Raw genomic sequence first — 24,903 nt, 5'->3', positions numbered from 1 at the left:
CGGGCATGACACGCCGGACTATGACCGACCCTCATTCCCCCTCGATGCGCGAGCGTTCGCGCGTGGACTACCCCAGCCTGGCCTGGATCTGCGCCCGCCCTGGGCGCTTTCTGGCCTTCGGCCTGGGCAGCGGCCTGATCCGCCCGGCTTCGGGCACCTGGGGCACCCTGGCCGCCTGGATCATCTGGCTGCTGCTGCCCCCCATCCCGAATCTCGTCATGGGGATTCTGCTGTTGGTGGCCTTCGCCTACGGCTGCTGGGCCTGCGGCTACGCCGGGCGGGAACTCCGCGTCCACGACCACGTCGGAATGGTGTGGGACGAAATGGTGGCCTTCTGGCTGGTGCTCTGGTTGGTGCCCAGCGGCTGGCTCGCCCAAACCCTGGCTTTTGTGCTTTTCCGGTTCTTCGACATCGTCAAGCCTGCGCCCATCAAGGCGTTCGATGCCCGGCTGTCGGGCGGCTTTGGCGTCATGTGGGATGACATTCTGGCGGCCGTCTATGCCCTGCTGGTCATGGCGCTCGTCGTTCGCTTAGGAGGGTTGGCATGAGTTTGCAGAACAACACCGGGCTGGCGCCCGCGGCGTTGAGCGCCGCCACGGCCTTTGGTCTGGCCGAGCAATTGGGGCCCGCGCTGCAGGAGCACGGCTGGTATCTGGGCACGGCCGAGTCATGCACCGGCGGCTTGTTGGCCGGCGCTGTCACGGCGGTGGCCGGGTCGAGCGGCTGGTTCGAGCGCGGCTTTGTCACCTACAGCAATGCCGCCAAGGTCGACGCCTTGCAGGTGTCGGCCGACACCTTGAATCACTTCGGTGCGGTCAGCGAGGAAGTCGCGCTGGAGATGGCGCAGGGTGTGTTGCTGGCCGCGCCGGCCTGCCATGTCGCGATCTCCACGACCGGCATCGCAGGCCCGGGCGGAGCGACCACCGGCAAACCGGTGGGCATGGTGTGTTTTGGTTTTGCCACGCGCGCGCAGGAAGGCATCCATTCGCGCGCCGTGACGCACGTCTTCGCGGGCGATCGCAATCAGGTGCGTCAGGCTGCCGTCGAGTTTGCCTTGCGCGGCATCCTGGAGTTTTTGGGCGCGCCGGCCAACCGGCGTTGAACGTGCGCCCGGCGATCAACGCACCGCGTTGATCGCGTCGCGCAGGCTGGCGGCGGCCTTGGCGGCCGCTTCGCGCCAGTCTTCGCCGCTGCTGGCGTAAATGATGGCGCGCGACGAATTGATCATCATCCCGGCGCGGGCCTGGTTGGCGCCGGCCTGCACGGTGGCGTTGATGTCGCCGCCCTGCGCGCCGATGCCCGGCACCAGCAGGGGCATGCTGTCGCCGATACGCTTGCGCACCGCGGCCAGCTCATTCGGAAAGGTTGCCCCGACCACCAGCCCGCATTGGCCATTGCTGTTCCATTTCTCGGCCACCAGACCGGCCACGTGCAGATACAGCGGCTGGCCGTCGGCCATCTGCAGGAACTGCAGGTCCGAGCCGCCCGGATTGGACGTGCGGCACAGCACGATCACGCCCCGGTCGCGCCAGGCCAGATAGGGCTCGACCGAATCCAGGCCCATATAGGGGCTGACGGTCACGGCATGCGCTTGATAACGTTCGAAGGCTTCGCGCGCATAGTTCTCGGCCGTCGAACCGATGTCGCCACGCTTGGCATCGAGCACGATGGGCAAATCCGGATGCGCGCTGCGGATATGCGCGCACAAGGCTTCGAGCTGATCTTCGGCGCGATGCGCGGCGAAATAAGCAATCTGCGGCTTGAAACTGCTGGCATACGGCGCGGTGGCGTCGACGATGCCGCGACAGAATTCCAGAATGGCTTCAGGCTTGCCCTGCAGCTCATGCGGAAAGCGCAGCGGATCCGGATCCAGACCGACCTGTAGCAGAGAGTTCTGGGTAGCCCAGGCGTGTTCGAGTTTTTGTAGGAAATTCATGGGGATCAGTGCAATTTGACCCTGGGATGGGTGCGCCGCATCAACAGGCGCGCCAGGGCCATTGTGGCGGTGCGCGAGACGCCCAGCACCGCACGGTGGTGCATCAGGTGCAGGCTCATGTACATCAGGCGTGCCAGTGTACCGCTTACGAAGAGGCCGCGTCCGGCCAGCTTGCCCATCAGGCTGCCCACGCCCGCGCCCTGGCCCAGCGATACCAGCGAGCCGTAGTCGCGGTAGACATAGGCCTGTTGCGTTTCTTCCTTGCCCGACAGGCGGGCGCCGAGTTTCTTGGCCAGGTAGCTGGCCTCCTGGTGCGCGGCTTGCGCGCGTGCGGGGACGATGCGCTCGCCCTGCCAGGGCGCGGCGCAGCAGTCGCCCAAGGCCAGCACATAAGGATCTTCGGTTTCCAGGCGTTCGTTGACGATCAACTGGCCGGCCCGGTTCAGCGGCAGGCCCAGTTGCGTGAGCAGGTCCGGCCCCCGGATGCCGGCGGCCCACAGGCACAGCGACGCCGGAAAACTGCGGCCATCGGCGGTCTTGACGCTGTCCGGGCCGACTTCGGCGACGCGGCAATTGGCCTCCACCCGGATACCCAGTTCAGTCAGCCGGGCCGTGGCGGCACGTGAGATCTTCTCCGGCAAGGCCGACAGGATGCGCGGGGCGCCCTCGACCAGGGTAATGGCCATATCGCGCTCGACCCGGAAATTCGGCAGGCCATAGGTGCTCACCACATGGCTGGCCTCGGTCAGCTCGACCGCCAGTTCGACGCCGGTGGCGCCGCCGCCCACGATCACCAGGTCCAGCCGCGCCGAAGGATTGCGCAGCTTGTCCTGATCGACCTGGGCCATGGCCTTGAGGATCGTCAGGCGAAACGCCTCGGCGTTCTCGGTGTTGTCCAGCGTGACGGCGTATTGCGCCGCACCCGGAGTATTGAAAAAATTCGAGGCGCTGCCCAAGGCCAGCACCAGGTTGCCGTAGCTGAACTCGCGCGGCCCGAGGATCTCCTGGCCGCGCTGGTCGCTGACCGCGCCGATGCGGATGCGCCGCGCGGCGCGATCGACCGCAAGCAATTCGCCCTGGGCGAAGCTAAAGCCCGCCAGCCGGGCCAGCATGAGATAGGAAAGCCCCTCCTGGTGGATGTCCAGCGTGCCGGCGGCCACTTCGTGCAGCGAAGGCTTCCAGATATGAAAAGGGCGGCTGTCGATGAGCAGCACGCGCTCAGGGCCATAGGCGCGGCCGAGCTGCGCGGCCAGTTCCAGGCCGCCGGCGCCACCGCCGACAATCACGATACGTTCCGAGGATGAGAGAGCAGACGTCATGCGGGCATCGGAAGAGGGCATGGAGCTTCAGTATAGAAGCATGCCCGCTGCCTGCAAACGTTTGCCTCAGCTCAGGACAAAACGGCTGACCGCCACGGCGACCCAGACGGCGCCGGTAAAAATCAGCATCAGCATGACCGCGGCGCTGCCGAGGTCCTTGGCGCGTCCCAAGAGCGGGTGGGTCTCGACCGACAACGCATCGGCCAGCGCTTCGATGGCCGAGTTGATCAACTCCACCACCAGCACGAGCACGACCGAAGCGATGAGCATGAAGACTTCATCGGTCGTGCGGCCCAGGAAAAAGGCGGCGGGGATGAGCAGCACGGCCAGGGCGAGCTCCTGGCGAAACGCCGCCTCGTACTTGACGGCCGCCTTCAGCCCCTGCCAGGAATAGCGCAGGGCGTTCAGGATGCGGCGCAGGCCGCCGGTGCTCTTATAGGGCGAAGGGTGTGGAGTCATGGGGCGATACGAGAATCGGGTCTGCGGCTTTTTAACAGATTCAGGTGTCGCCCGTATCACGGGCCGGCCACAGCGGGCGCTTCGGCCCCCGCGGCTTCAGTGGCTCGGCTGCGGCGCGGCATCCATCGGCTGGCCGGCTTCCAGGCGCTGGGCGCGCAACGCATACTGCCGCGTGATCACCGCGCCAAAGAAGAAAATCTGCGCCGAATAGTAGATCCACAGCAAAAGCGCGATCAGCGAACCCGCCGCACCATAGGCCGACGCCACCCCGCCGCGGCCCAGATACAGCCCGATGCCCCATTTACCCAATAGAAACAAAGCCGCGGTCACTACCGCGCCCGGAATGACATGGCGCCACAGCACGGTCACCGACGGCAGCAGCTTGAAAATCACCGCGAACAAGGCCGTGACCACCGCAAACGAAAACAGATTCGCCAGCCAGTCACCCACCAGCGCCACGAGGGAATTGCTCCAGAGTTCGCCGTAGTAGCCGCGCGCCACGCCCATGGCGGCATTGACCGCCAGCGAAAACAGCAGAAAGCAGGCCAGCACCAGCACCAGGCCGAACGACAGCACCCGGCTGCGCACCAGCCCCTGGATGCCGCCCGCGCTGTCCGCGTCCACTTCCCAGAGCTCGTCCAGACTCGCCTTGAGTTCGGAGAACGCGGTCGTGGCACTGAAAATCAACACCCCGACCGACAGCAAGGCGGCTACCCAGCCCTTGCCGGACTCATGCGCGCTGGCCAACACGGTCTGAATCACCTCGGCGCCGCGCTCACCCGTCAGGTCGCGCACCTGGTCGAATAACTCCGAACGCACGGCCTCCTCGCCAAAAAAGGCGCCGGCCACGGCAATCACCAGAATCAGCATGGGCGCCAGCGAGAACACCATGTATAGCGCCAGGGCGGCGCCCTTGCTCGCGGCGCGGTGGCGTGACCATTGCCTGGCCGAATCCATCAGCAGCCCGCCCAGTTCTCTCGGATGGCAAATTCTCAGCAGCGTGGGAAAACGCATCTCGTCCCTCCAGCAGTGTCAGGCCCATTGTAGGCATCAAAGTGGGGCCGTATGCAAGCCGCGCACAAAACAAAACCCCGGCGTGAGCCGGGGTTTTGATCGCAAATGGAGAACCGCGTGGCGAAGGTACGCGGCGCTCCAGGCCGGGAGGCGGGACTTAGAAGTCCATGCCGCCCATGCCGCCCATGCCACCCGGCATGGCCGGGGCAGCGGGCTTGTCTTCTGCCAGTTCCACCACGGCGGCTTCAGCCGTCAGCAGCAGGCTGGCCACCGAAGCGGCGTTTTGCAGGGCGGTGCGGGTCACCTTGGTGGGATCCAGAACGCCTTGCTCGACCAGGTCGGTGTACTCGCCGGTGGCGGCGTTGTAACCGTAGTTACCCTTGCCGGCCAGAACGGTGTTCACCACGACGCTGGCTTCTTCGCCGGCGTTGGTCACGATGGTGCGCAGCGGCTCTTCGACAGCACGCAGGATCAGCTTGATGCCGGCGTTCTGGTCGGGAGTGTCGCCTTGCAGGCCGGTGATGGCTTGCTTGGCACGCAGCAGCGCAACGCCGCCGCCGGCAACCACGCCTTCTTCCACAGCAGCGCGGGTCGCGTGCAGGGCGTCTTCAACGCGGGCCTTCTTTTCCTTCATTTCGACTTCGGTGGCAGCACCGACGCGAATCACGGCAACACCGCCGGCCAGCTTGGCCACGCGTTCTTGCAGCTTTTCACGGTCGTAGTCGGAAGTGGCTTCTTCGATCTGGGTGCGGATCTGCTTGACGCGCGCTTCGATCGACTTGCCGTCGCCGGCGCCGTCGATGATCGTGGTGTTTTCCTTGGCGACTTCGATGCGCTTGGCTTGGCCCAGTTCTTGCAGCGAGGCCTTTTCCAGGGACATGCCGGTCTCTTCGGAGATCACGGTGCCGCCGGTCAGGATGGCGATGTCTTCCAGCATGGCCTTGCGGCGATCGCCGAAGCCAGGCGCCTTGACGGCGGTGGTCTTCAGAATGCCACGGATGTTGTTCACCACCAGGGTGGCCAGGGCTTCGCCCTCGACGTCTTCAGCGATGATCAGCAGCGGACGGCTCGACTTGGCGACTTGCTCCAGCACCGGCAGCAGATCACGGATGTTGCTGATCTTCTTGTCGTAGATCAGGACGAACGGATCGTCCAGAGCGGCGACTTGCTTGTCGGGGTTGTTGATGAAGTAGGGCGACAGATAGCCACGGTCAAACTGCATGCCTTCGACGACATCCAGTTCGTTTTCCAGCGACTTGCCGTCTTCGACGGTGATGACGCCTTCCTTGCCGACCTTGTCCATCGCGTCAGCGATGATCTGGCCGATGGAGCTGTCGCTGTTGGCCGAGATCGAGCCAACCTGGGCGATTTCCTTGCTGGTGGTGACCGGCTTGGAAGCCTTCTTCAGCTCAGCCACGGCAGCGGCCACAGCCTTGTCGATACCGCGCTTGAGGTCGATCGGGTTGAAACCGGCGGCAACGTACTTCAGGCCTTCCTGAACGATGGCCTGGGCCAGCACGGTGGCGGTCGTGGTGCCGTCACCGGCGTTGTCGGAGGTCTTGGAGGCAACGTCCTTGACCAGCTGGGCGCCGATGTTCTCGAACTTGTCCTTCAGTTCGATTTCCTTGGCGACGGACACACCGTCCTTGGTCACGGTCGGGGCGCCGAACGAGCGCTCCAGCACGACGTTGCGACCCTTGGGGCCCAGGGTGGTCTTAACAGCGTTGGCGAGAACATTCACGCCGCGAACGATGCGAACGCGGGCATCATCGGCAAACAGAACTTGCTTGGCAGCCATTTTCAGCTTCCTTTGAAGATAGGGATGAGCGCTATTACTGGATCACGGCGAGGATTTCTTCCTCGCGGATGACGAGCAGTTCGTCGCCATCGACCTTGACGCTTTGGCCGGCATACTTGCCGAACAGGACCTTGTCGCCGACCTTCAGGTCGACCGGCAGAACCTTGCCGTCTTCCGTCTTCTTGCCGGGGCCGACGGCCAGCACTTCGCCTTGATCGGGCTTTTCAGCGGCGCTGTCGGGAATGACGATGCCGGAAGCGGTCTTACGCTCGTTGTCCAGGCGTTTGACGATCACGCGATCGTGCAGGGGACGCAGGGCCATGAGGAACTCCTGTTGGATAACTAGAACATTGATCGGTAGTTGGCGCGGGAGAGCTGTTAGCACTCACCGACGACGAGTGCTAATTATAGGGATGACTCAGCAGGCTTCAAGGGGGCAGGCCAGGCTTGTTACATATTGGCTGGTTCGACCCCGTTTTGCGCTGACGGGGCAGGCGCCTGCTGTCGAACTGTCGAATTTCATTCAACTTGAGATTTGGTTCACTCAAGTTGGCGGCTGACACATGTGTCGATGCCTAGTCCACGCGGGTTTAAACCCGATTTGGCCTGCAAGGTTCAAAATTCAGCTGACGTGCTCCTCGACTCAGCACGGTACCGAGATAGCATGCAGGCTCGGGGGCACGGTCCATGCGGCTCGCTGCGGCAGCCTGGAGCTGAACGCAGGCGGCGCGCTTTATGGCTGGATCGTGCTGGCCTTGGCGTTCAGCTTGGTCTTGAACAGCCAGTCGCGGTAGTCGTTGAGGTCGCCATCGAAGGGTTCGACCTTGCCGTCGGCGACGATGACGAACTGGTCGGTGGTGGCACGCAGCAGGTGGCGATCGTGTGACACCAGCACCAGGGTGCCTTCGAACTGCGCCAGCGCCATGGTGAGCGCTTCGCGGGTTTCCAGATCCAGGTGATTGGTCGGTTCGTCCAGCAACAGCAGATTGGGCCGTTGCCATACGATGAGCGCCAAGGCCAGACGGGCTTTTTCGCCACCCGAGAAGGGCGCGATGCTGCTGGTTGCCATCGCCCCTGCGAAGTTGAAGCGGCCCAGGAAATTACGCAGCTCCTGTTCGCGCGTGCCGGGGGCCAGCTTGATCATGTGCCACAGGGGCGATTCATCATGGCGCAGCATCTCGACCTGATGTTGGGCGAAATAGCCGATCGACAAGCCCTTGCCAAAAATTGCCTCGCCGCCCAGGGCCTGCAATTCCCCTGCAATGGTTTTGATGAAGGTGGACTTGCCCGCTCCGTTTACGCCCAGCAGGCCAATTCTCTGGCCGCCCTGGAGCGAGAAATGGATGTCCTTGATGATGATCTTGTCGGCACCGCCATCTTCCGCACCCGGGTATCCGGCTAGAACGGCGTCCATGCGCAAGAGTGGATCGGGGGCACGTTCCGGCTCCCGGAATTCGAAGGAAAACTCGGCCGCAGCGCGCAACGGGGCCAACTCTTCCATCTTTGCCAGTGCCTTGATCCGGCTTTGCGCCTGGCGCGCTTTCGAGGCCTGGGCCTTGAAGCGATTGATGAACGACTGCAGATGCGCACGTTGGCGCAGCTGCTTTTCCATGGCGCCGGCGGCCAGTTCCAGTTGGGCGGCGCGCTGGCGTTCGAAGGCGGAGTAGTTGCCGGCATAGCGCTTCAGTTTGCGCTCATCGACGTGCACCACCACGTTGACCACTTCGTCGAGGAAGTCGCGGTCGTGCGAAATCACCAGCAAAGTGCCGGGATAACGTTTCAACCAGTCTTCCAGCCAAAGGATAGCATCCAGATCCAAGTGGTTGGTGGGTTCATCCAGCAGCAGCAGTTCGGAGGGGCACATCAGCGCTTGCGCGAGGTTCAGCCGCATCCGCCAGCCGCCCGAAAAACTGGTCAGGGGCTGGTCCATCTGCGCCATCGAGAAGCCCAGGCCGGTCAGCAGTTGCTCCGCCCGCGAGCGGACGGTGTAGGCGTCGGCATCGGCCAGGGCGCCGTACAACTCGCCGATCAGCAGGCCGTTCTCGGGCGTGTCGGCGGCAGCCTCAGCCTCGGCCAGCCGCGCTTCCAGGCGGCGCAACCCCACATCGCCGTCGATCGCGTACTCGATGGCCGAGCGATCCAAGGCGGGCGTTTCCTGCGCCACGTAGGCCACGCGCCAGTTCGGCGGGTAGCTGAGATCCCCCTGATCGGCGTGCAGTTCGCCGCGCAGCAAGGCGAACAGGCTGGACTTGCCCGCGCCATTGGCGCCGATCAGGCCGATCTTGTCACCGGGGTTAAGGAGGAGGTCGACTTTGTCCAGCAAGGGCTTGACGCCTCTTGCCAGCGAGACTTGCTGAAAACGGATCATGCAGGAAAGGGCCGCGAGGGCATAGGAGTGATGCCGCAAACCGGCGGGAGCGAGGATAACCGATTCAGGTAACGGCCGTTCGTAACATATTGGGATCGCGGGCCTGCCCGCTATTCAATAGCGGCGCCTCGCAGGCGGGCGACGCCATCGAGGGCGAGATGGAGGGGGCGCGTTACCTGTTAGCTGGCGTACGCGGCGGTGTTTCGCAGGAAGGAAACAGGACGATTCCTCAATACCGGAGCAGATATTTCACACAAATTGGCCGGACCACCGGTCCGAATATAGGTGTTTTCCCTTCGGTGTGTATTTTTTTGTAGAAAATATTGCATAATTGGCCGGACCAACAGGTAGGTTTGCTATGAAATTTGAACAAGTGAGTGTTCCTCGTCTTTACCGCCTGATCGCGGACCGCATTTCTGCGCAGATTACGAGTGGCGCGTTCGCGCCCGGTACGCGTCTGCCCGCGGAGAGGGACTTGGCAGAGCAGTTTGACGTGGCCCGATCGACCATTCGAGAGGCGCTCATCGCCTTGGAAATCGGCGGCATTGTGGAAATCCGGGTGGGCAGTGGCGTCTACGTAAAGGTCGAGAGCAGCCAGACCGGTGCCGCAGAGCCCGACGTGGGCCAAGCGGCGCAAGCCGTGCCGACCGCAATCGGTCCTTACGAGTTGATCGAGGCGCGTCTGCTGGTCGAGCCGGAGGTTGCGGCCTTGGCCGCGCAAAACGCCACGCCTGACGAACGCGAAGCCATCGCCGCGGCGCACCGGGTGATGGAAGGGCACAGCCATGTCAATGGCGATGCGATGTCGGATGGCGCGGCCCACCGAGCGTTCCATGAGGCGATTGCTGCGGGCTGCAGCAACATGGCTTTGGCCGCGCTGGTGACCCAGCTCTGGGATATGTCAGAGCACAGTGAGTTGTCTCAACGGTTCAGCCAGCACTATGTCAATGACCGCGTCTGGGCGATGGCTTGCGATGAGCACGACCGAATCCTATCGGCCATTCTGGCAAAGGATGCCGTCAAGGCGCGACACGCCATGATGGTTCACCTGCTGGGCATTCAGGCGCGGCTGTCCGACGAGCTTCAAAACGGTCCGGCCAATCTAGCTTGAATGGCAGGCCTACCCCGTTGTACGCAATGCCCGAACTTCACTTCTAGCTTCACCCTGGAATAACCATGCGCCCCCGCAATCTCTTAGTCATTATGTCCGATGAGCACAACCCGAAAGTGATGGGCTGTGCGGGACACCCCATCGTCAAGACTCCGAATCTGGACAGGTTGGCGGCCTCCGGCACACGATTCACCTCCGCCTATACCGCCAGCCCCGTGTGCATCCCAGCCAGGGCAGCCTTTGCATGCGGGAAGTACAACCATCAGATCGGATTCTGGGACAACGCAGATGCATATGATGGAAGTGTGCCGAGTTGGCATCATGTCCTGCGTGCGAATGGCCGGCGTGTAGACTCGATTGGCAAGCTGCACTTTCGCCTTGTGGGCGAGGATCATGGCTTCACGGAAGAGCAGATTCCGTTGCATATCATCGAAGGCAAGGGCGACCTGGTCGGTCTGATTCGGGATGATTTGCCGCGCCGCTATTGCGGGAAAATGGCGGAAATGGCGGGGCCGGGGCAGTCGACGTATACGGTGTATGACAACGACATCGCGTCGCGTGCGCAGATCTGGTTGCGTGAGCAGGCCCGCAAGGCTGGAGACCAGCCTTGGGTGCTGTTCGTGTCTCTGGTTGCACCGCACTTCCCGTTGACGGCGCCGCCAGAGCACTACTATCGCTATTGGGATCAGGATTTGCCTATGCCGAAGCTGTATGCAAAAGCCGAACGGCCGGACCATCCCTTTCTCAACGACTATCGTCACAGCCTCGGCTATGACGACTATTTCGATGGCCCAGAGAGCGTGAAGCGTGCGCTGGCAGGATACTTCGGGTTGGTGTCGTTTCTCGATGAAAACATTGGCAAGGTTCTGGCCGCGCTTGCCGACTCCGGTTTTGCGGACAACACCAATGTTTTGTACACCAGCGATCACGGCGATAACCTGGGTACACGTGGGATGTGGGGCAAGTCCACCATGTATGAGGAAAGCGCCGGGGTGCCGCTGATCATCAGTGGCCCGGGAGTCCCCGAGGGGGTGGTCGTCGACCAGCCCGTCAGCCATGTGGACTGCTTCCCTACCATTCTGAACTGTAGCGGTGTGCCGTTTGAGTCGGTCAACGATGGACATCCGGGCGTGGACCTCATTGAGCTAGCCAATGGCGCCAAACCTGACCGTACCGTGCTCTCCGAATACCACGCGATGGGCTCTACGACGGGGGCCTTCATGATTCGACACGGGGCCTACAAGTACGTCTATTACGTTAAGTATGCTCCGCAGTTGTTTGATCTCGAGGCGGACCCCGAGGAGCTTCGCGACGTCGCGGAAGACCCCGCTTATGAGCACATCTTGCAAGAGTGCCATGCAGCGCTTCTGGCCATCTGCGACCCGGTTGCCGTCGATCGTGCCGCCAAGCAGAGGCAGGTCGTATTGCTGGCTGACAACGGCGGTAGAGACGGCGTCATGAAGTACTCGGATTTTGCCTTCTCTCCTGCTCCCGGGACCGCGGCTGTCGTCATTAGCTGACCGCTTTTCTCCTCTCTCATCATTCACGTCCCGTACCGGACGCCGTAGAGCGTCTGTGCGGCTGCACATCGCAAGGGGTTGCACTATGTCTGTCACTTTTCTATCGAGCAAGAGAATCGCAGGTCTGTTTCTTGCCTCCACGGCGTTGTTGGCCATGTCGTCCGCTGCAATGGCAAAGGATTGGCCTAATGATCATCCGATCACGATGGTCGTGGGATACCCGCCCGGAGGCGGCTATGACGCGGTCGGGCGGCTGGTTGCCCAGTTCTTGGGTAAGGAACTGAATCAAAATATCGTGGTGGAGAACAAGTCGGGTGCATCCGGCGTGATCGGGGCCGGTTCTGTTGCCAGGGCGCAGCCAGACGGTTATACCCTGTTCCTGGCCTCGCCTGCTGAAATCGTCGTGAACCGGGCGGCTGGCCAGAAGCTGCCCTACGACCCAGACAAAGATCTGACGCCGGTCGCGCTGGTCGGTGATATTCCGGCCGTGATCGTAAGCAACCCTGCACTGGGCGTGAATACCGTTGCTCAACTGGTGGCACACGGCAAGACCTCCGATCTCTCTTACGGCACACCGGGGGCCGGCGGGCCCAGCCATTTTGCTGGCGAGTCGATCAATGCTGCCGCCGGCATCAACATGTTGCATGTCCCGTTTCGCGGGTCTGCGCCTGCGATCAGTGCTGTCGTCGGAGGCCAGGTGAGTCTGGGGATATTCGGTATCAGTGCGGCACTTCCCTTGATAGAGAGCGGGAAATTGCGTCCCATCGCTATTGCGTCCAAGACTCGCAGCGAATTGGCCCCTGATATTCCCGCGCTGAGCGAGTCTCCTGGTTATGAGGACGTGCTGTTCACGAACTGGATCGCGATCTATCTGCCTGCTCATGTTGACGCCTCAACCCGCCAGCGCTTGGTCGCGGCTCTCAGGAAGGTGACTAGCGATCCGGCCTATAAGGAAAAACTGACTGCCATGGCCATTGAAGCGAAGTTTATGGCGGGTGACGAATTGCAGGCTTTTCTGAAGGAAGAGAACGCCCGCTACACCGAGATCGCGCAGAAGCGCCAGATCAAGATGCAGTAAGAAACTCTGTTATTTCACCTCTCAACAGCTGCCTTAAATGAATTACTCCGAAACCGTGTTGGTCAGTGAACAGCAAGTCCGAGAGGACTTGGCTGCACTGTACCGTCTGGTCGCGCATTTCCGGATGACGGATCTGATCGACACCCATATCAGTGCTCGAGTCCCTGGGCCGGAAAATCATTTCCTGATCAATCGATACGGCGTCCTATTTGAAGAGATGACGCCCGCCGATTTGGTGCGCGTGGATGCTGCAGGCGCCATCGTCGAAGACGGAGATCCCGATTACCTGCGAGTTAACGCTGCCGGGTTCATCATCCATTCGGCCATTCACAATGCGCGTCACGATCTTGCCTGCGTGATCCATACGCACACTGCCGATGGTATTGCCGTATCCGCACAGAAAAGCGGCTTGCTGCCGATAAGCCAGCACGCGCTGCGCTTCTATAACCGTTTGGGGTACCACGACTACGAGGGTATCGCATTAAGTGAAGCCGAGCGCCTCCGGCTGGTTGCCGACCTTGGTGAACACGATGCCATGATTCTGCGCAATCATGGCTTGCTCGCCGGCGGGAGGAGCATTGCTGAGGCGTTCATGAATATTTTCTTCCTTGAGCGGGCATGTCAGGCGCAGATCAAGGCCCAGGCTGGCGGGCAGGCACTGACGATTCCTAGTGAGGAAGTATGTGAGCGCACTGCCATGCAGTTCCGGCGCCCGGACAGCCCCAGGATAAACCTCTTGGCCTGGCAGTCGGCGTTGCGCCTTTTGAAGTAGCGCAGAAAGTCCCCGGGGCGGGAGGACGCTCTTCGCCCTGGAGCCCCTTTAGATGAGGGCCCCTTTAGCCAGCCGCGTTGCGCACGCATTGTGCAACGATGGAAAATGGCGCCCGCATGTTCTGCGGCGAAGTGCCAGCAAAGCCCAATAGCAATCCCTTCTCCGCGGTCGTGGAGTCGAAATAGTATTGCGACAATGCGCGTGTCTGGACACCGTGCTGTGCAATAGCAGCCTCAAGCGCGACATCGTCGACATGCTGGGGAAGCTTAAGCGTCAAGTGCAGGCCTGCGGGCGTGTCGTACTGATGTATCCACGAAGCATCAAACGCCTCCTCGATAAGTTGTCGCAAGAAGGCGCGGCGAGCCGCGTAAGTCAGCCGCATCTCTCTGATGTATGAGGAGTATTGGCCAGTATCGACAAACTCAGCCAGTACCAGCTGCATCAATAAGCTGCCGCTGCGATACAGCCGGGCTTGCGCACGGCGGAACGCGGCAGCCAGATGGCGCGGCACCACCATGTAGGCAGTGCGGATTCCCGGATACAGGGTTTTGCTGAATGTGCCCGTGTAAATGACGCGCTCTTCGGTGGCCATGCCGTACAGCGGCAGTACGGGCAGGTTCGAGAAACGAAACTCGCTGTCGTAGTCGTCTTCCACGATCCAGCTCCCCAGTCTCTGTGCGACCTGAAGGAGCGCCGTGCGCCGCTCCACGCTCATAACGGCACCCAGAGGATACTGATGCGAGGGCGTGACGAAGATCAGGCGTGGTTGGGGGGCATGCGGCCCCACCTCATTGGGGATGACCATGCCCTGCGCGTCGATCGGACGCGGCAGAGGATTAATGCCGTTGCCGCGCAGCACGCTACGCACGCCCCAGTAGCCGGGATCCTCGATCCACGCAGAATCTCCGTTGTCGCCTAGCAGACGGACGATTAGATCCAAAGCTTGTTGGACGCCATCCGTCAATATGATCTGGTCCGGTTCGCAGTTTAAGGATCGCGCTTGACGCAAATATCGGCTGAGGGCTTCGCGTAAGGCCGGATGTCCACCTCCCGGTGCATAACTCAGGGCTTCCGGAGGTGCCTGCTTCCACCATTTGGCCACGAGCGCTGAAAACTTCCTGCGCGGGAACCTGGCAAGGTCCGGGGCACCGGGGACGAATGCACCGAATGCGTCCCGGGTCTCAGATTCCGCGTTCAGCATATTCCGTCCCCGCCGCGACAGCGCGGCATGGGCGTCTCGCCCGAACGGCGTTATGCGTAGCGCCTCTTGGACGGTCGGCGCTCGAAGTTCGTCGGGGATCTGATCAGAAATGAAGGTGCCGCTGCCTGTCACCGCTCGAGTGTAGCCCTGCGCTCGTAATTGGTCGTAGGCGCCGGCAACAGTATTGCGCGACAAGGCGAGCTGCGTCGCCAGGTCGCGTGTGGGTGGCAGACGGCTGCTGGCCGGAAGCGAGCCGTCCAGCACGCAATGTCGCAGGCACTCGAACAACAACGCGTGTAGCGGGCGTTCGGGATGGTTGTCGCGTGCGGTGCCGAAGCGCTCGGCGATGACGTCGGTCAGCAATGACTTCAATTGGCACCAGAAGAAAACACAAGGCGGCACTCGATTGTAGGCCACCGCGATGATGCAATCTCGGTTAACGGAGTAAACCCTACGTAGGAGTTGGGAAATGTTCAGGCAGGACGCGAATTCATCGTTGATCGGGGAGGGCTGCGAGCGGGCCGAGGGCGCCGTCCAGTTGCGCAACCCGACCGACGATCTGATTGATAAGTCGTTGTTGCGGTCAGGGGGGCTGATAGACGGTCAATGGGTGCTGGGCGAGGTTCGGTACGACGTTACCGATCCTGCCACCGGAATGAAGATCGCATCGGTAACCGATATGGACGTCCGCCACGCGGAGCTTGCGGTTGGCGCAGCCAGCAAGGCGTTTCTGCATTGGCGCTCGGAGACGGCAAAGCAGCGGCACGCGATCTTGCTGCGGTGGTATGGCTTGTTGATGGAGCACCAGGACGATCTTGGCCGCCTCATGACGGCAGAGCAGGGGAAACCCTATGCTGAAGCGAAGGGCGAAGTGCGTTATGCCGCGAGCTTCGTCGAGTGGTTTGCGGAGCAGGCCAAGCGCGTCAACGGCGAGACCTTGCCGCAATTCGAAAAAAACCGTCGTCTACTGGTCATCAAACAGCCAGTGGGTGTATGCGCTGCAATTACGCCCTGGAACTTTCCCTTGGCGATGATCACGAGAAAAGTTGCTCCCGCCTTGGCGGCGGGATGCACGATCGTGGTCAAACCTTCCGAACTAACGCCCCTGACCGCGCTGGCCGCTGCCGAGCTGGCGCTGCGTGCGGGGGTTCCTCCCGGTGTCCTCAACGTCCTGACATGCGGAAATGAAAATAGCATCGCCGTCGGCAGGGCACTTTGCGAAAGCCCGGATGTACGTCACCTTTCGTTTACGGGGAGTACCGAGGTGGGCCGGATTCTGATGGCGCAGTCCGCACCCACGGTCAAAAAGTTGAGTCTCGAGTTGGGAGGAAACGCCCCTTTTTTGGTGTTCGATGATGCCGACCTCGACTCAGCGGTCGAAGGCGCGATGGCGAGCAAATACCGTAACGCGGGGCAGACTTGCGTGTGTGCCAATCGCATCTACGCGCAAGACGCGATCTACGATGACTTCGTGCAGAGATTGGCGGCGCGAGTCGCTCAGTTAGAGGTTGGTAATGGTTTCGACGAGGACGTCACGCAAGGGCCCCTTATCGAGCCGGCGGCTGTGGAGAAGGTCCAACGCCATCTGGACGATGCTGTAGCCAAGGGAGCACGGGTGGTGACCGTTGGAGAAAAAATGCGCGGCCAGTTCTTCCGTCCAACCGTCATTGCTGATGCGACAGCGGACATGCTTTGTGCAAAAGAAGAGACGTTCGGGCCGCTGGCCCCCGTATTTCGCTTTCATACCGAGGCCGAGGCTATCGAGGCGGCCAATCGCTCGGAGTTCGGGTTGGCGAGCTACTTATATAGCCGTGATGTTGGCAGGATATTCCGTGTATCGGAGGCGTTGGAATCCGGCATGGTCGGAGTCAATGCCGGCGTGATTGCTGTTGAACACGTGCCTTTTGGCGGGATCAAACAGTCAGGAATCGGCAGAGAGGGATCGGCGCATGGCATTGAGGAGTACGTCGAGCTAAAGCATATCTGCATTGCTGATATCGACAGATGACGGTCCGACCTTGCCCCTGAGGCCTGGCCGCGCGGCACATCTGCAACCTCTAACTATTGATCCGAGATCCTGCCATGAAACCCTATTGGAGCTATCCGGCCTCCGATTTAGCCACCTTAGTCCAGTCCGGGCGTGCCACGGCGGTGGAGATTGCTCAAAGTACGCTGGAACGAATCGCGCAGGTCAACGGGAGCCTCAATGCGATTGTGCAGTGCGATCCAGAACGGGTTTTGGTCGAAGCCGCTGCGGTCGATGCCATGGACGTCGTCACCAGAACGGGGCTGCCGCTGGCCGGGGTGCCAGTGACGATCAAAGTGACGGCCGATCAAGTCGGATATGCGACGACCCACGGGCTCAGGAGCAAAGTCGACAATATTTCTGATTACGACAGCCCTTCCGTCCGGAATATGAAGGATGCGGGAGCGGTCGTCGTGGGTCGCACAAATACTCCCGCCTTCTCTTATCGATGGTTCACATCGAATCAGCTTCATGGCCGAACGCGCAATCCGCACCTGAGTCGCATCACTGCGGGAGGCTCATCGGGCGGTGCTGCCAGCGCCGTGGCGGCCGGGATGGGGGCCATTGCGCATGGCACTGACATTGCGGGCTCCGTGCGTTACCCCGCGTACGCATGTGGTGTGCACGGTCTACGTCCCACGCCGGGGCGCATTCCGGCGTTCAACAGAACATCTCCTTCACGCCCCATTGGCCAGCAGATGATGGGAGTGACAGGGCCGCTAGCTCGCACGATTGCTGATCTCGAGTTGGCTTTACAGGTGATGAGCGTAGCCGGTCACGACGATCCGCTTTGGGTTCCCGCGCCCCTGGCGGGCTCGCCGGTCGCCAAGCGTGCTGCGTTCTGCCGCGCGCCGGATGGCATGGCCGTCGAGCCTGAGGTCGCGGCAGAAGTGGAAGCTGCGGCGTTGTCGCTGGCTAGCGCTGGCTGGGAGGTCGAAGAAATTCAGGCGACTCCTCCTTTACGTGAGGCTTCTGAGCTGCATGTCTATCTCTGGATGGGCGATGGATATGAGGCGAAATTGCGCGAGGCGCTGGCCGAGGGTGATACCGGGGCAATAACGGCATTGCAAGGGCAAGCCCATAGAGGCCGGGAGCTGGATGGCGCCAGATTTTCTCAGGTTCTGCGGCGCCGTTATGAACTCATGTGCCTGTGGCAGGAATGCTTCGCGCGGTATGCCGTACTGCTGCTGCCAGTGTCTGGCGCGTTGCCGTTCGAAGAGGACAGAGATATCAGATCCGTAGCGGATTATCAGTACGTTTGGGATGCACAGAGTCCGCTGATCGGTACGGCCTTCGTTGGCATACCAGGATTGGCATGTGCAACTCGGCCGTCCGATGGCGTGCCAAACGGTGTCCAAGTCCTGGCGGGTCGATTCCGCGAGGACCTCTGCATCGCTGCGGGCAAAGATATAGAGAAGGCTTTAAGCGCCGTTCAGTGCGTAATTTAAAAAGAGTTCGAAAAACTCAATTCCAAGGGGTAGTCATGAGCACTAAAACTAAGTCAGGTATGTGGAGAAGAGTGGCAACTACGTTGGCATTGTCTCTTCCTTTGGCGACGGCCCAAGCGGCCGATTGGCCGAAAGCGCAGCCGATCACCATCGCTGTGGGTTACACCGCGGGCGGGGCTGCGGACATGTTGACTCGTCTACTCGCGCGCAAGCTAGAGGCCTTGAGTGGGCAGACGGTGATCGTCGAGAACAAACCTGGCGCCTCCGGCGTTCTGGCACTGCGCCATGTGGCTAAAGCCAAGCCCGATGGTTATACGCTGGCTTATATGACGGGTCCCGTCATTCTCGAGTCTGGCGCGCCAGTGATGGGACGGGATCTGCTGGCGGCGAGCATGATAGCGAATGGACCGCTGCTGCTGGTTGGGCCGGCCTCGAATCCTGCCAACAATCTCCGTGAGCTTGTTCCTCTCATGCGCAAGGATCCTCTTGGTTACAGCTATGCGACTTCAGGGAAGGGCTCCACTCAACATCTCGCTGGAGCCTTGCTCGCGACCAAGCTGCAGTTGCCGTTGCAGGATATTCCCTATCGAGGCGGCGCTCAGGCGGTGATCGATGTTGTGAGCGGCGTGGCGCCTCTGGCAGTGCTGGGTGTGCTGCCTGTGCAGACCTACATCAAGGACGGCAAGCTGAAAGCGTTCGGAATTACGACGCGGACTCGATTCGCAGGCCTGCCTGATGTGGAGACATTCGAAGAACAAGGCGTTGAGGGCTATGACGCGGGCAGCTGGTCCGCGATCGGCGTGCCGCCTGGCATGGCCAAGGCCGATATTGAGAAGTTGCACGCATGGATTGGCCAGATTACGGCTTCGGAGGAGTGGAAAGCTGCGCTCAGTTCCGTCGGGCAGGTGCAGCCAGAACCCATGACCCAGCAGGAGGTTAAGGAATACATATCCGAGAGCCAAAAGGCGTGGAATGCGCTAGCGACGACGGCTGGATTCGGCAGCCAATGACTTTCTCCGGCGAGCGGCTCGCCGGAGCAACTATGTGGTCGGCAACGATCCTCGAACGGTGATCTTGTGAAGCACGCAAAGAACCTGGTATTTATTATTTCTGACGAACACAACCCCAAGATTCTGGGTTGCTCCGGCGACAGGCTGGTGCTGACGCCTAATCTGGACCAACTCGCGGCCAGAGGAACCCGGTTCCCCGCCGCATACTGCAATTCGCCCGCTTGCGTGCCGGCCCGGGCCGTCCTGGCTACGGGTCGTTATGCGCATGATGTGAGGTCGTGGGACAACGCGCACCCGTACATGGGGAATCCCATCAGTTGGCATCGCGTCCTGCGGGATGCGGGGGTCGAGGTCGCTTCGATCGGAAAGCTGCATTTCAGATCGGTGGAGGACGACAATGGGTTCAGCGAAGAGATCATCCCCATGCATGTGGTGGATGGCGTGGGGGATCTGGGTGACTTGATCCGGGACGAGTTGAACATTAGGGGAGGGGTCGCCGAGATGGCGAATCAGGCCGGCCCCGGAGAGTCCACCTATACGAAGTATGACCGTGACATCGCTGAGCAGGCGAGGCGGTGGATCCGCACGCGCGCAACGCCCGACGCAGCCCCGTGGGCGCTCTTTATCTCTCTGGTGGCGCCCCATTTCCCCCTTACGGCTCCCGAAGAGTTCTACTTCCGGTACTACGATGACCCTGACCTTCCCTGGCCAAAACAGTACGCCGCGCCGGAGCGGCCTCGCCATCCGTACATTGTCGATTACGCCCGGAGTCTGGACTATGACAGCCACTTCGATACCGACGATAAAGTGCGCCGGGCGATGGCGGGCTACTACGGCTTGGTATCTTTTCTCGACCAGCAAGTCGGGCTCATTCTCGGAGAGTTGGACGCGGTCGGGTTGACCTCCTGCACCGATGTTATCTACACCAGCGACCATGGCGAGAACCTCGGAGCGCGCGGGCTATGGGGGAAAACCACCATGTATGAGGAGTCCGTGGGCGTGCCGCTGATAGCAGCCGGGCCGAGCTTTAACGCGGGGGCGGTACACCGCGGGCCCGTGACGCATGTGGATCTTTTTCCCACCGTGCTGGACAGTTTAGGCGTCTTGGCGCAGCCACCAGTGGCGGGCCTGCGCGGAGCATCGCTCGCCGGTTCGGCCACGGTCCCGGCTAATCGGGTGGTATTCGCGGAGTTTCACGGAATGGGCTCGCGGACCGGCTCGTACATGGTTCGAGACGAACGTTACAAGTATGTCTATTACGTAGGATATCCCGCGCAGTTGTTTGATCTCCTGGTTGACCCGGAAGAACTGCGCGATGTGGCAGCAGAACCGGAGATGGTGCCGGTCATCGAGCGGCTTGATGCCGAGCTGCGCTCAATATGCGATCCGGAAGCCATCAATGATCTCGCCAAATCCGATCAGAGCGCACTGCTGGAAAAACATGGCGGGAAGTCCGTCATCCAGGCCAAGGGCGACTTTTCCTTTTCTCCCGCGCCCGGAACGCAGGCTGTGTTCGAACGCGCCGCGCCGGATGCCGCCAATCTCTGATCCGAACGTCTTTACTTACCCTTGACCAGGGCGTGCCGTGCGGTACGGCGTTGCCTCGCCCGGTCTTCTCTTATTGAGCCGCTAATCTCATGCAGAAAACCAACATGATTGATCCGTATCCTATCGCCCGGGGAGTGATGACGGCCCACCCGATCGACGTTGCCCGGGGTGAGGGCGCCGTACTCTGGGGATCGGATGGAACCCGCTATATTGATTTCGTCGGCGGTATCGGAGTGCTGAACATCGGCCATTGTCACCCAGCGGTTGTCGAAGCCGTGGGCAAGCAAGTGGCCGAGTTGACCCATACCGCTTTTCAAGTTGCCACTTATGCTCCCTACATGCAGTTGGCGAGTCGACTGAATAAGTTGGTCGGTGGGGGAGAACCCTACAAGTCAGTGTTTTTGACGACGGGGGCCGAGGCTGTTGAGAATGCGATCAAGATCGCACGTGCTCACACCCAGCGCAGTGCCGTCGTGGCGTTCAGCGGTGGCTTTCATGGCCGAACGTTGCTGGGCATGAGCCTGACCGGGATGAGTGAACCTTACAAGCAGAACTTCGGGCCGTTCGCTCCCGACATCTACCATGTGCCTTTTCCGGATGCGTCCTTGGACTGTAGCGCAGAGCGCTCTCTCGCCGCGCTGCAAAATCTGTTCGATGTCGACGTGGCGGCAGTTCGCGTCGCTGCCATCTTGATCGAGCCCATCCAGGGCGATGGTGGCTTTCGCATGGCTCCAGCTAGCTTTATGGCAGCCTTGCGCAACCTGTGTGACGAGCACGGGATCGTTCTTATCTGCGATGAGATCCAGACGGGGTTTGGACGCACAGGCAGTCTCTTCGCCTTCGAGCAGCTGGGCGTTCAGCCGGACTTGATCACCGTGGCAAAGAGTCTTGCCGGAGGGCTGCCGCTATCAGGCGTGGTGGGCCGTGCCAAGATCATGGATGCCCCGCTTCCGGGCGGGCTCGGCGGGACCTATGGCGGAAATCCGGTTGCCTGCGCGGCCGCTCTCGCCGTGTTGGACATCATGGAGCAACCCACATTCTTGCCAAGGGCGCAGGAGGTCGGCCGTCGATTGTGGGCAGGGTTCCAACAGTTGAAGGATGGTTTCAATTTCGTCGGCGATGTACGCGGACTGGGACCGATGGTTGCTATCTCGATTACTGATCCGGGCTCTGGCGCTGCGGATGCCGCGATGACGCAGAAGCTTCTGGATGCCGCGCGGGAAGAAGGCGTTCTTGCCATCAAGTGCGGAGTGAAAAGAAATGTGATCCGCTGCCTGGTGCCGCTGGTCGTCTCCGATGCCGAACTGGATGAGGCATTTGACGCCCTGACTCGTGCTTTTCAACGCGTTTGCTGAGCCAGAGGCCATATGAAACCTCACAAAATTGCCGTCATCCCCGGTGATGGTATAGGCAAAGAAGTCATGCCCGAGGGGGTGCGTGCGTTGGAAGCCGCGGCGAGGCGGTTCTCCATTCAATTGGATTTAAAGCACATCGAATGGGCCAGTTGTGATTATTACGCCGAACATGGCGATATGATGCCCGAGGATTGGTTCGACCAGTTGAAGGGGTGCGAGGCGCTGTATTTTGGCGCAGTGGGCTGGCCGTCCGCAGTTCCCGATCACGTTTCGCTCTGGGGTTCGCTACTGAAATTTCGGCGTCAGTTCGATGAGTATGTGAACTTACGCCCGGTGCGGCTGATGCCGGGGGTGCCGTCTCCGTTGGCTGGCCGCAAGCCCGGCGACATCGATTTCTATGTGGTCCGCGAGAACACTGAGGGAGAGTACTCGTCGGTCGGCGGGAGAATGTTCGAGGGCACCGAAAATGAATTCGTGTTGCAGGAGTCGGTCTTCACTCGCCGGGGTACCGATCGTATTCTGAAATATGCTTTTGAGTTGGCTCAGAGCCGTCCTAAGCGGCATCTGACCTCGGCGACGAAGTCCAACGGCATTTCAATCAGCATGCCGTATTGGGATGAGAGGGTGGAGGCCATGGCCAAACAGTATCAGGAGGTTCGCTGGGACAAATATCATGTCGATATCCTGGCCGCCCGCTTTGTCCTCAGCCCGGAACGCTTTGACGTTGTCGTGGCCTCAAACTTGTTCGGTGACATCCTTTCAGACCTGGGTCCCGCATGCACGGGAACCATCGGTATCGCTCCGTCCGCTAACCTGAATCCGGAACGCGATTTTCCGTCGCTGTTCGAACCGGTCCATGGCTCGGCGCCCGATATTTATGGTCAGAACATCGCGAACCCGATCGGCATGATCTGGTCTGGGGCGATGATGCTGGATTTTCTAGGACACGGCGAAGGCAGATATCGAGAGGCGCACGATGCTATCTTGCGCGCTATCGAGAAGACCTTGCTTGCCGGTGACGTGACGCCTGACCTTGGAGGCAACGCTTCGACGGCAGAGGCCGGACTAGCCATTTGCCGCGCGATTGAAACGGTCTGATGGTTTCTTCGTGACCGGGCTGCGGTATCTCTTATGTTCGGCAGCTCGACTCGCGCGCATTCGTGGACCGGCATTGAACTCGTGGCGTGCCCAGAAATCGCCCCTGCGGCTCCGAGGATAGGCAACGCACAGTCGCCGGTCGGTTCGCATTGCGGCGTGCCATGACACGCGCCGGTGGCTTCTATGCATCAGCATTCCGCGATCCTGAGTTCCTCGCTGCCTGCGTTACTGCGACAATGCGCGCCATTTCACGTCGCTATCAAAATCAAATAAGGTATTGGCCCGGACCACTCAATCCCTCTGGGCTCGTTTGGATTTTCGGTCCGCGCTGCCGCGCTGGATGGCAGCCATGGACGACGCATGGGAGCAATGGGAGCATGCGGGCGCGGATCTGGTGGTGACCGTGGGCCAGATTTCGACCAACCCGCGTGAACATGCTTTCAGCAAGGTGGCGGGTGAGGTGGATTGTTGCCTGGATGTGCGCAGCCAGAGCGCGGACGTGCTGCTCGATTTCGACCGGCTCGTGCGCGCAAGCGCGGCCGAGGCCGCGCAGCGCACCCGCACGCAGGTGGATTTCGGGCCGCAGACGGGTTCCAGCCCGGCCCTGATGGACGCGGCGCTGGTCAGGCAGCTGCAGGCTGACGCGGCCGATCTTGGCATTGCGGCGAAGTTGATGGCGAGCGGAGCGGGCCATGATACGGCGGTTTTTGCGCAGCAGGGCGTGCGATCCGCCATGATTTTCGTGCGCAATGAGAATGGTTCACACAATCCCGACGAGGCGATGAGCCTCGATGATTTTGGGCTCGGAGCCTGCCTGCTGGCCGGCATTCTGGCCCGTGATGAGCCAGGCGGTGGCCTGGCGGAGAAAACAGTATGAAATGTCTTATCGTTCAACCGATTCACCAGGCAGGCATTGCCCTGTTGGAAGAGGCCGGCATTGCCTGCGTCAAGCCCGTTTCGGCCAGTATGGACGATGTGGCCCGTGCCATCGGCGACTGCGAGGCAGTGATCACGCGCAACGCCGGTCTCGATGGCAGGGCGGTGCGCGCCGGAACCAAGTTGCGCATTATCGGCAGTCACGGGGCGGGGACCAATATGGTCGACGTCAAGGCGGCCTCTGAGGCCGGTATCTTGGTGGTCAATACGCCAGGGGCCAATGCGCGCTCGGTGGCCGAGCTCGTCATGGCGATGGCTTTGGCCTTGGTCAAGCGGACCGTCACATTGGATCGTGCTGTGCGGACGGGGCATTGGGATGCCCGCTTCGAGGGGGGGCTGCGCGAGCTGTCGGGGATGACCTTGGGCATTGTGGGGTTCGGGCAAATCGGGCGTACCCTGGCCAGTATGGCGATTCACGGTTTCGGCATGCGCGTGTTGGTGTACTCGCCATCGGTGCCTGCTGCCCAGATCACGGCTCTTGGTTGCGAACGGGAGGCAGAGCTTGCCAGTTTGCTGGCGCGGGCCGACATCGTTTCATTGCATCGGCCCGGTAATCCGGGCGCCCACGCTTTGATGGATGCAGCCGCCCTGGCAGGCATGAAGCCGGGCGCGCTGTTGATCAATACCGCCCGGGCTTCCCTGGTCGATGAGTCGGCGTTGGCCGCGCAGCTGAAATCGGGTCACCTCGGGGGGGCGGGAATTGACGTTTTTTCCGAGGAGCCGCCGCCAGTCAGCCATCCTCTGCTGGATTGCCCCAACGTCGTGCTGGCGCCGCATGCGGGAGGTAGCACGGAAGAAGCCCTGGCGCGGACGGCGATCGCGGTGGCCCAACAGATCGTCGATGTTCTGCAGGGGCGCCGGCCGACACATATCGTTAACCCTTAGATACGCCGAGGAGGCCGCGAT

General features: G+C 61.2%; 22 protein-coding genes. 14 read left to right on the top strand and 8 right to left on the bottom strand.

The annotated features are described in order from the left end of the window. Positions 1-44 precede the first annotated feature (44 nt). The gene (locus CAL22_RS17585; protein WP_094815492.1) at positions 45-548 is read left to right on the top strand and encodes a phosphatidylglycerophosphatase A family protein; all 504 of its coding nucleotides are present in this window, start codon (positions 45-47) and stop codon (positions 546-548) included. Continuing rightward, positions 545-1,102: a CinA family protein gene (locus tag CAL22_RS17580; RefSeq protein WP_094815490.1), complete on the top strand. Its 558-nt coding sequence runs from the start codon at positions 545-547 to the stop codon at positions 1,100-1,102. Before CAL22_RS17585 ends, CAL22_RS17580 begins: the two co-directional genes overlap by 4 nt. Before the next feature lie 15 nt (positions 1,103-1,117). Here CAL22_RS17580 and pyrF read toward each other — a convergent pair whose 3' ends face one another. The 7 genes from pyrF to CAL22_RS17545 all read right to left on the bottom strand — a co-directional run bounded on the left by pyrF (position 1,118) and on the right by CAL22_RS17545 (position 8,894). Next, the gene (pyrF, locus tag CAL22_RS17575; RefSeq protein ID WP_094815488.1) at positions 1,118-1,936 is read right to left on the bottom strand and encodes an orotidine-5'-phosphate decarboxylase; all 819 of its coding nucleotides are present in this window, start codon (positions 1,934-1,936) and stop codon (positions 1,118-1,120) included. Between the two features lie 5 nt (positions 1,937-1,941). After that, on the bottom strand, positions 1,942-3,276 hold the full coding sequence (locus tag CAL22_RS17570; protein WP_094815486.1) for an NAD(P)/FAD-dependent oxidoreductase: 1,335 nt from the start codon (positions 3,274-3,276) through the stop codon (positions 1,942-1,944). 45 nt (positions 3,277-3,321) lie between these two features. Beyond that, on the bottom strand, positions 3,322-3,714 hold the full coding sequence (locus CAL22_RS17565; RefSeq protein ID WP_094815484.1) for a diacylglycerol kinase: 393 nt from the start codon (positions 3,712-3,714) through the stop codon (positions 3,322-3,324). A 96-nt stretch (positions 3,715-3,810) separates the two neighbouring features. Continuing rightward, a complete protein-coding gene (locus tag CAL22_RS17560; protein WP_094815482.1) occupies positions 3,811-4,728 on the bottom strand; it encodes a YihY/virulence factor BrkB family protein in 918 nt (305 codons plus the stop codon). Positions 4,729-4,885: 157 nt separating this feature from the next. Beyond that, positions 4,886-6,526, bottom strand: a complete 1,641-nt coding sequence (gene groL, locus CAL22_RS17555; RefSeq protein ID WP_094815480.1) for a chaperonin GroEL — start codon at positions 6,524-6,526, stop codon at positions 4,886-4,888. Between the two features lie 34 nt (positions 6,527-6,560). Further along, positions 6,561-6,848, bottom strand: a complete 288-nt coding sequence (locus CAL22_RS17550) for a co-chaperone GroES (protein ID WP_029578378.1) — start codon at positions 6,846-6,848, stop codon at positions 6,561-6,563. A gap of 411 nt (positions 6,849-7,259) precedes the next feature. Next, positions 7,260-8,894: an ABC-F family ATP-binding cassette domain-containing protein gene (locus CAL22_RS17545; protein WP_094815478.1), complete on the bottom strand. Its 1,635-nt coding sequence runs from the start codon at positions 8,892-8,894 to the stop codon at positions 7,260-7,262. A 358-nt stretch (positions 8,895-9,252) separates the two neighbouring features. Between CAL22_RS17545 and CAL22_RS17540 the strand changes: the two genes are divergently transcribed. From CAL22_RS17540 to CAL22_RS17525, 4 genes are all read left to right on the top strand, one after another. Continuing rightward, the gene (locus CAL22_RS17540; RefSeq protein WP_094815476.1) at positions 9,253-10,005 is read left to right on the top strand and encodes a FadR/GntR family transcriptional regulator; all 753 of its coding nucleotides are present in this window, start codon (positions 9,253-9,255) and stop codon (positions 10,003-10,005) included. Positions 10,006-10,064: 59 nt separating this feature from the next. Continuing rightward, positions 10,065-11,525: a sulfatase-like hydrolase/transferase gene (locus CAL22_RS17535; RefSeq protein WP_094815474.1), complete on the top strand. Its 1,461-nt coding sequence runs from the start codon at positions 10,065-10,067 to the stop codon at positions 11,523-11,525. Positions 11,526-11,610: 85 nt separating this feature from the next. After that, positions 11,611-12,603: a Bug family tripartite tricarboxylate transporter substrate binding protein gene (locus tag CAL22_RS17530; RefSeq protein ID WP_094815472.1), complete on the top strand. Its 993-nt coding sequence runs from the start codon at positions 11,611-11,613 to the stop codon at positions 12,601-12,603. A 37-nt stretch (positions 12,604-12,640) separates the two neighbouring features. Further along, complete coding sequence (locus tag CAL22_RS17525; protein WP_094815470.1) at positions 12,641-13,375, top strand: class II aldolase/adducin family protein; 735 nt, start codon at positions 12,641-12,643, stop codon at positions 13,373-13,375. A 64-nt stretch (positions 13,376-13,439) separates the two neighbouring features. On the opposite strand, the gene CAL22_RS17520 is transcribed toward CAL22_RS17525, so the two are convergent. After that, complete coding sequence (locus CAL22_RS17520; RefSeq protein WP_143276985.1) at positions 13,440-14,948, bottom strand: PLP-dependent aminotransferase family protein; 1,509 nt, start codon at positions 14,946-14,948, stop codon at positions 13,440-13,442. A gap of 97 nt (positions 14,949-15,045) precedes the next feature. On the opposite strand from CAL22_RS17520, the gene CAL22_RS17515 reads away from it, so the two are divergent. From CAL22_RS17515 to CAL22_RS17480, 8 genes are all read left to right on the top strand, one after another. Then, positions 15,046-16,584, top strand: coding sequence for an NAD-dependent succinate-semialdehyde dehydrogenase (locus CAL22_RS17515; RefSeq protein ID WP_094815467.1), 1,539 nt, complete (start codon positions 15,046-15,048; stop codon positions 16,582-16,584). A gap of 74 nt (positions 16,585-16,658) precedes the next feature. After that, positions 16,659-18,050 (top strand): amidase, encoded by a 1,392-nt coding sequence (locus CAL22_RS17510; protein WP_094815465.1) that lies wholly within the window; start codon positions 16,659-16,661, stop codon positions 18,048-18,050. 35 nt (positions 18,051-18,085) lie between these two features. Further along, positions 18,086-19,060, top strand: a complete 975-nt coding sequence (locus CAL22_RS17505) for a Bug family tripartite tricarboxylate transporter substrate binding protein (protein ID WP_094815463.1) — start codon at positions 18,086-18,088, stop codon at positions 19,058-19,060. Between the two features lie 66 nt (positions 19,061-19,126). After that, entirely contained in the window at positions 19,127-20,608 is a 1,482-nt protein-coding gene (locus CAL22_RS17500) for a sulfatase-like hydrolase/transferase (RefSeq protein WP_094815461.1), read from the top strand. Between the two features lie 89 nt (positions 20,609-20,697). Beyond that, positions 20,698-21,963, top strand: a complete 1,266-nt coding sequence (gene gabT, locus CAL22_RS17495; RefSeq protein WP_094815459.1) for a 4-aminobutyrate--2-oxoglutarate transaminase — start codon at positions 20,698-20,700, stop codon at positions 21,961-21,963. A 12-nt stretch (positions 21,964-21,975) separates the two neighbouring features. Continuing rightward, positions 21,976-23,061 carry a tartrate dehydrogenase gene (locus CAL22_RS17490; protein WP_094815457.1) on the top strand — a complete coding sequence of 362 codons (1,086 nt, stop codon included), beginning with the start codon at positions 21,976-21,978 and terminating at the stop codon, positions 23,059-23,061. A gap of 349 nt (positions 23,062-23,410) precedes the next feature. Beyond that, entirely contained in the window at positions 23,411-23,938 is a 528-nt protein-coding gene (locus CAL22_RS17485) for a M20/M25/M40 family metallo-hydrolase (RefSeq protein ID WP_244193930.1), read from the top strand. After that, a complete protein-coding gene (locus CAL22_RS17480; RefSeq protein ID WP_094815453.1) occupies positions 23,935-24,882 on the top strand; it encodes a hydroxyacid dehydrogenase in 948 nt (315 codons plus the stop codon). Before CAL22_RS17485 ends, CAL22_RS17480 begins: the two co-directional genes overlap by 4 nt. The last annotated feature ends 21 nt before the right edge of the window (positions 24,883-24,903 follow it).

It is taken from the genome of Bordetella genomosp. 12 (assembly GCF_002261355.1).
Classification (GTDB): domain Bacteria; phylum Pseudomonadota; class Gammaproteobacteria; order Burkholderiales; family Burkholderiaceae_B; genus Bordetella.
This window is presented reverse-complemented; position numbering and strand designations above follow the sequence as displayed.

What these genes read in the sequence shown, in the direction of transcription:
- CAL22_RS17585 (WP_094815492.1), top strand. Translation starts at nt 45, where the DNA reads ATGCGCGAGCGTTCGCGCGTGGACTACCCCAGCCTGGCCTGGATCTGC.
- CAL22_RS17580 (WP_094815490.1), top strand. Translation starts at nt 545, where the DNA reads ATGAGTTTGCAGAACAACACCGGGCTGGCGCCCGCGGCGTTGAGCGCC.
- pyrF (WP_094815488.1), bottom strand. Translation starts at nt 1,936, where the DNA reads ATGAATTTCCTACAAAAACTCGAACACGCCTGGGCTACCCAGAACTCT.
- CAL22_RS17570 (WP_094815486.1), bottom strand. Translation starts at nt 3,276, where the DNA reads ATGCCCTCTTCCGATGCCCGCATGACGTCTGCTCTCTCATCCTCGGAA.
- CAL22_RS17565 (WP_094815484.1), bottom strand. Translation starts at nt 3,714, where the DNA reads ATGACTCCACACCCTTCGCCCTATAAGAGCACCGGCGGCCTGCGCCGC.
- CAL22_RS17560 (WP_094815482.1), bottom strand. Translation starts at nt 4,728, where the DNA reads ATGCGTTTTCCCACGCTGCTGAGAATTTGCCATCCGAGAGAACTGGGC.
- groL (WP_094815480.1), bottom strand. Translation starts at nt 6,526, where the DNA reads ATGGCTGCCAAGCAAGTTCTGTTTGCCGATGATGCCCGCGTTCGCATC.
- CAL22_RS17550 (WP_029578378.1), bottom strand. Translation starts at nt 6,848, where the DNA reads ATGGCCCTGCGTCCCCTGCACGATCGCGTGATCGTCAAACGCCTGGAC.
- CAL22_RS17545 (WP_094815478.1), bottom strand. Translation starts at nt 8,894, where the DNA reads ATGATCCGTTTTCAGCAAGTCTCGCTGGCAAGAGGCGTCAAGCCCTTG.
- CAL22_RS17540 (WP_094815476.1), top strand. Translation starts at nt 9,253, where the DNA reads ATGAAATTTGAACAAGTGAGTGTTCCTCGTCTTTACCGCCTGATCGCG.
- CAL22_RS17530 (WP_094815472.1), top strand. Translation starts at nt 11,611, where the DNA reads ATGTCTGTCACTTTTCTATCGAGCAAGAGAATCGCAGGTCTGTTTCTT.
- CAL22_RS17525 (WP_094815470.1), top strand. Translation starts at nt 12,641, where the DNA reads ATGAATTACTCCGAAACCGTGTTGGTCAGTGAACAGCAAGTCCGAGAG.
- CAL22_RS17515 (WP_094815467.1), top strand. Translation starts at nt 15,046, where the DNA reads ATGTTCAGGCAGGACGCGAATTCATCGTTGATCGGGGAGGGCTGCGAG.
- CAL22_RS17510 (WP_094815465.1), top strand. Translation starts at nt 16,659, where the DNA reads ATGAAACCCTATTGGAGCTATCCGGCCTCCGATTTAGCCACCTTAGTC.
- CAL22_RS17505 (WP_094815463.1), top strand. Translation starts at nt 18,086, where the DNA reads ATGAGCACTAAAACTAAGTCAGGTATGTGGAGAAGAGTGGCAACTACG.
- gabT (WP_094815459.1), top strand. Translation starts at nt 20,698, where the DNA reads ATGCAGAAAACCAACATGATTGATCCGTATCCTATCGCCCGGGGAGTG.
- CAL22_RS17490 (WP_094815457.1), top strand. Translation starts at nt 21,976, where the DNA reads ATGAAACCTCACAAAATTGCCGTCATCCCCGGTGATGGTATAGGCAAA.
- CAL22_RS17485 (WP_244193930.1), top strand. Translation starts at nt 23,411, where the DNA reads ATGGACGACGCATGGGAGCAATGGGAGCATGCGGGCGCGGATCTGGTG.
- CAL22_RS17480 (WP_094815453.1), top strand. Translation starts at nt 23,935, where the DNA reads ATGAAATGTCTTATCGTTCAACCGATTCACCAGGCAGGCATTGCCCTG.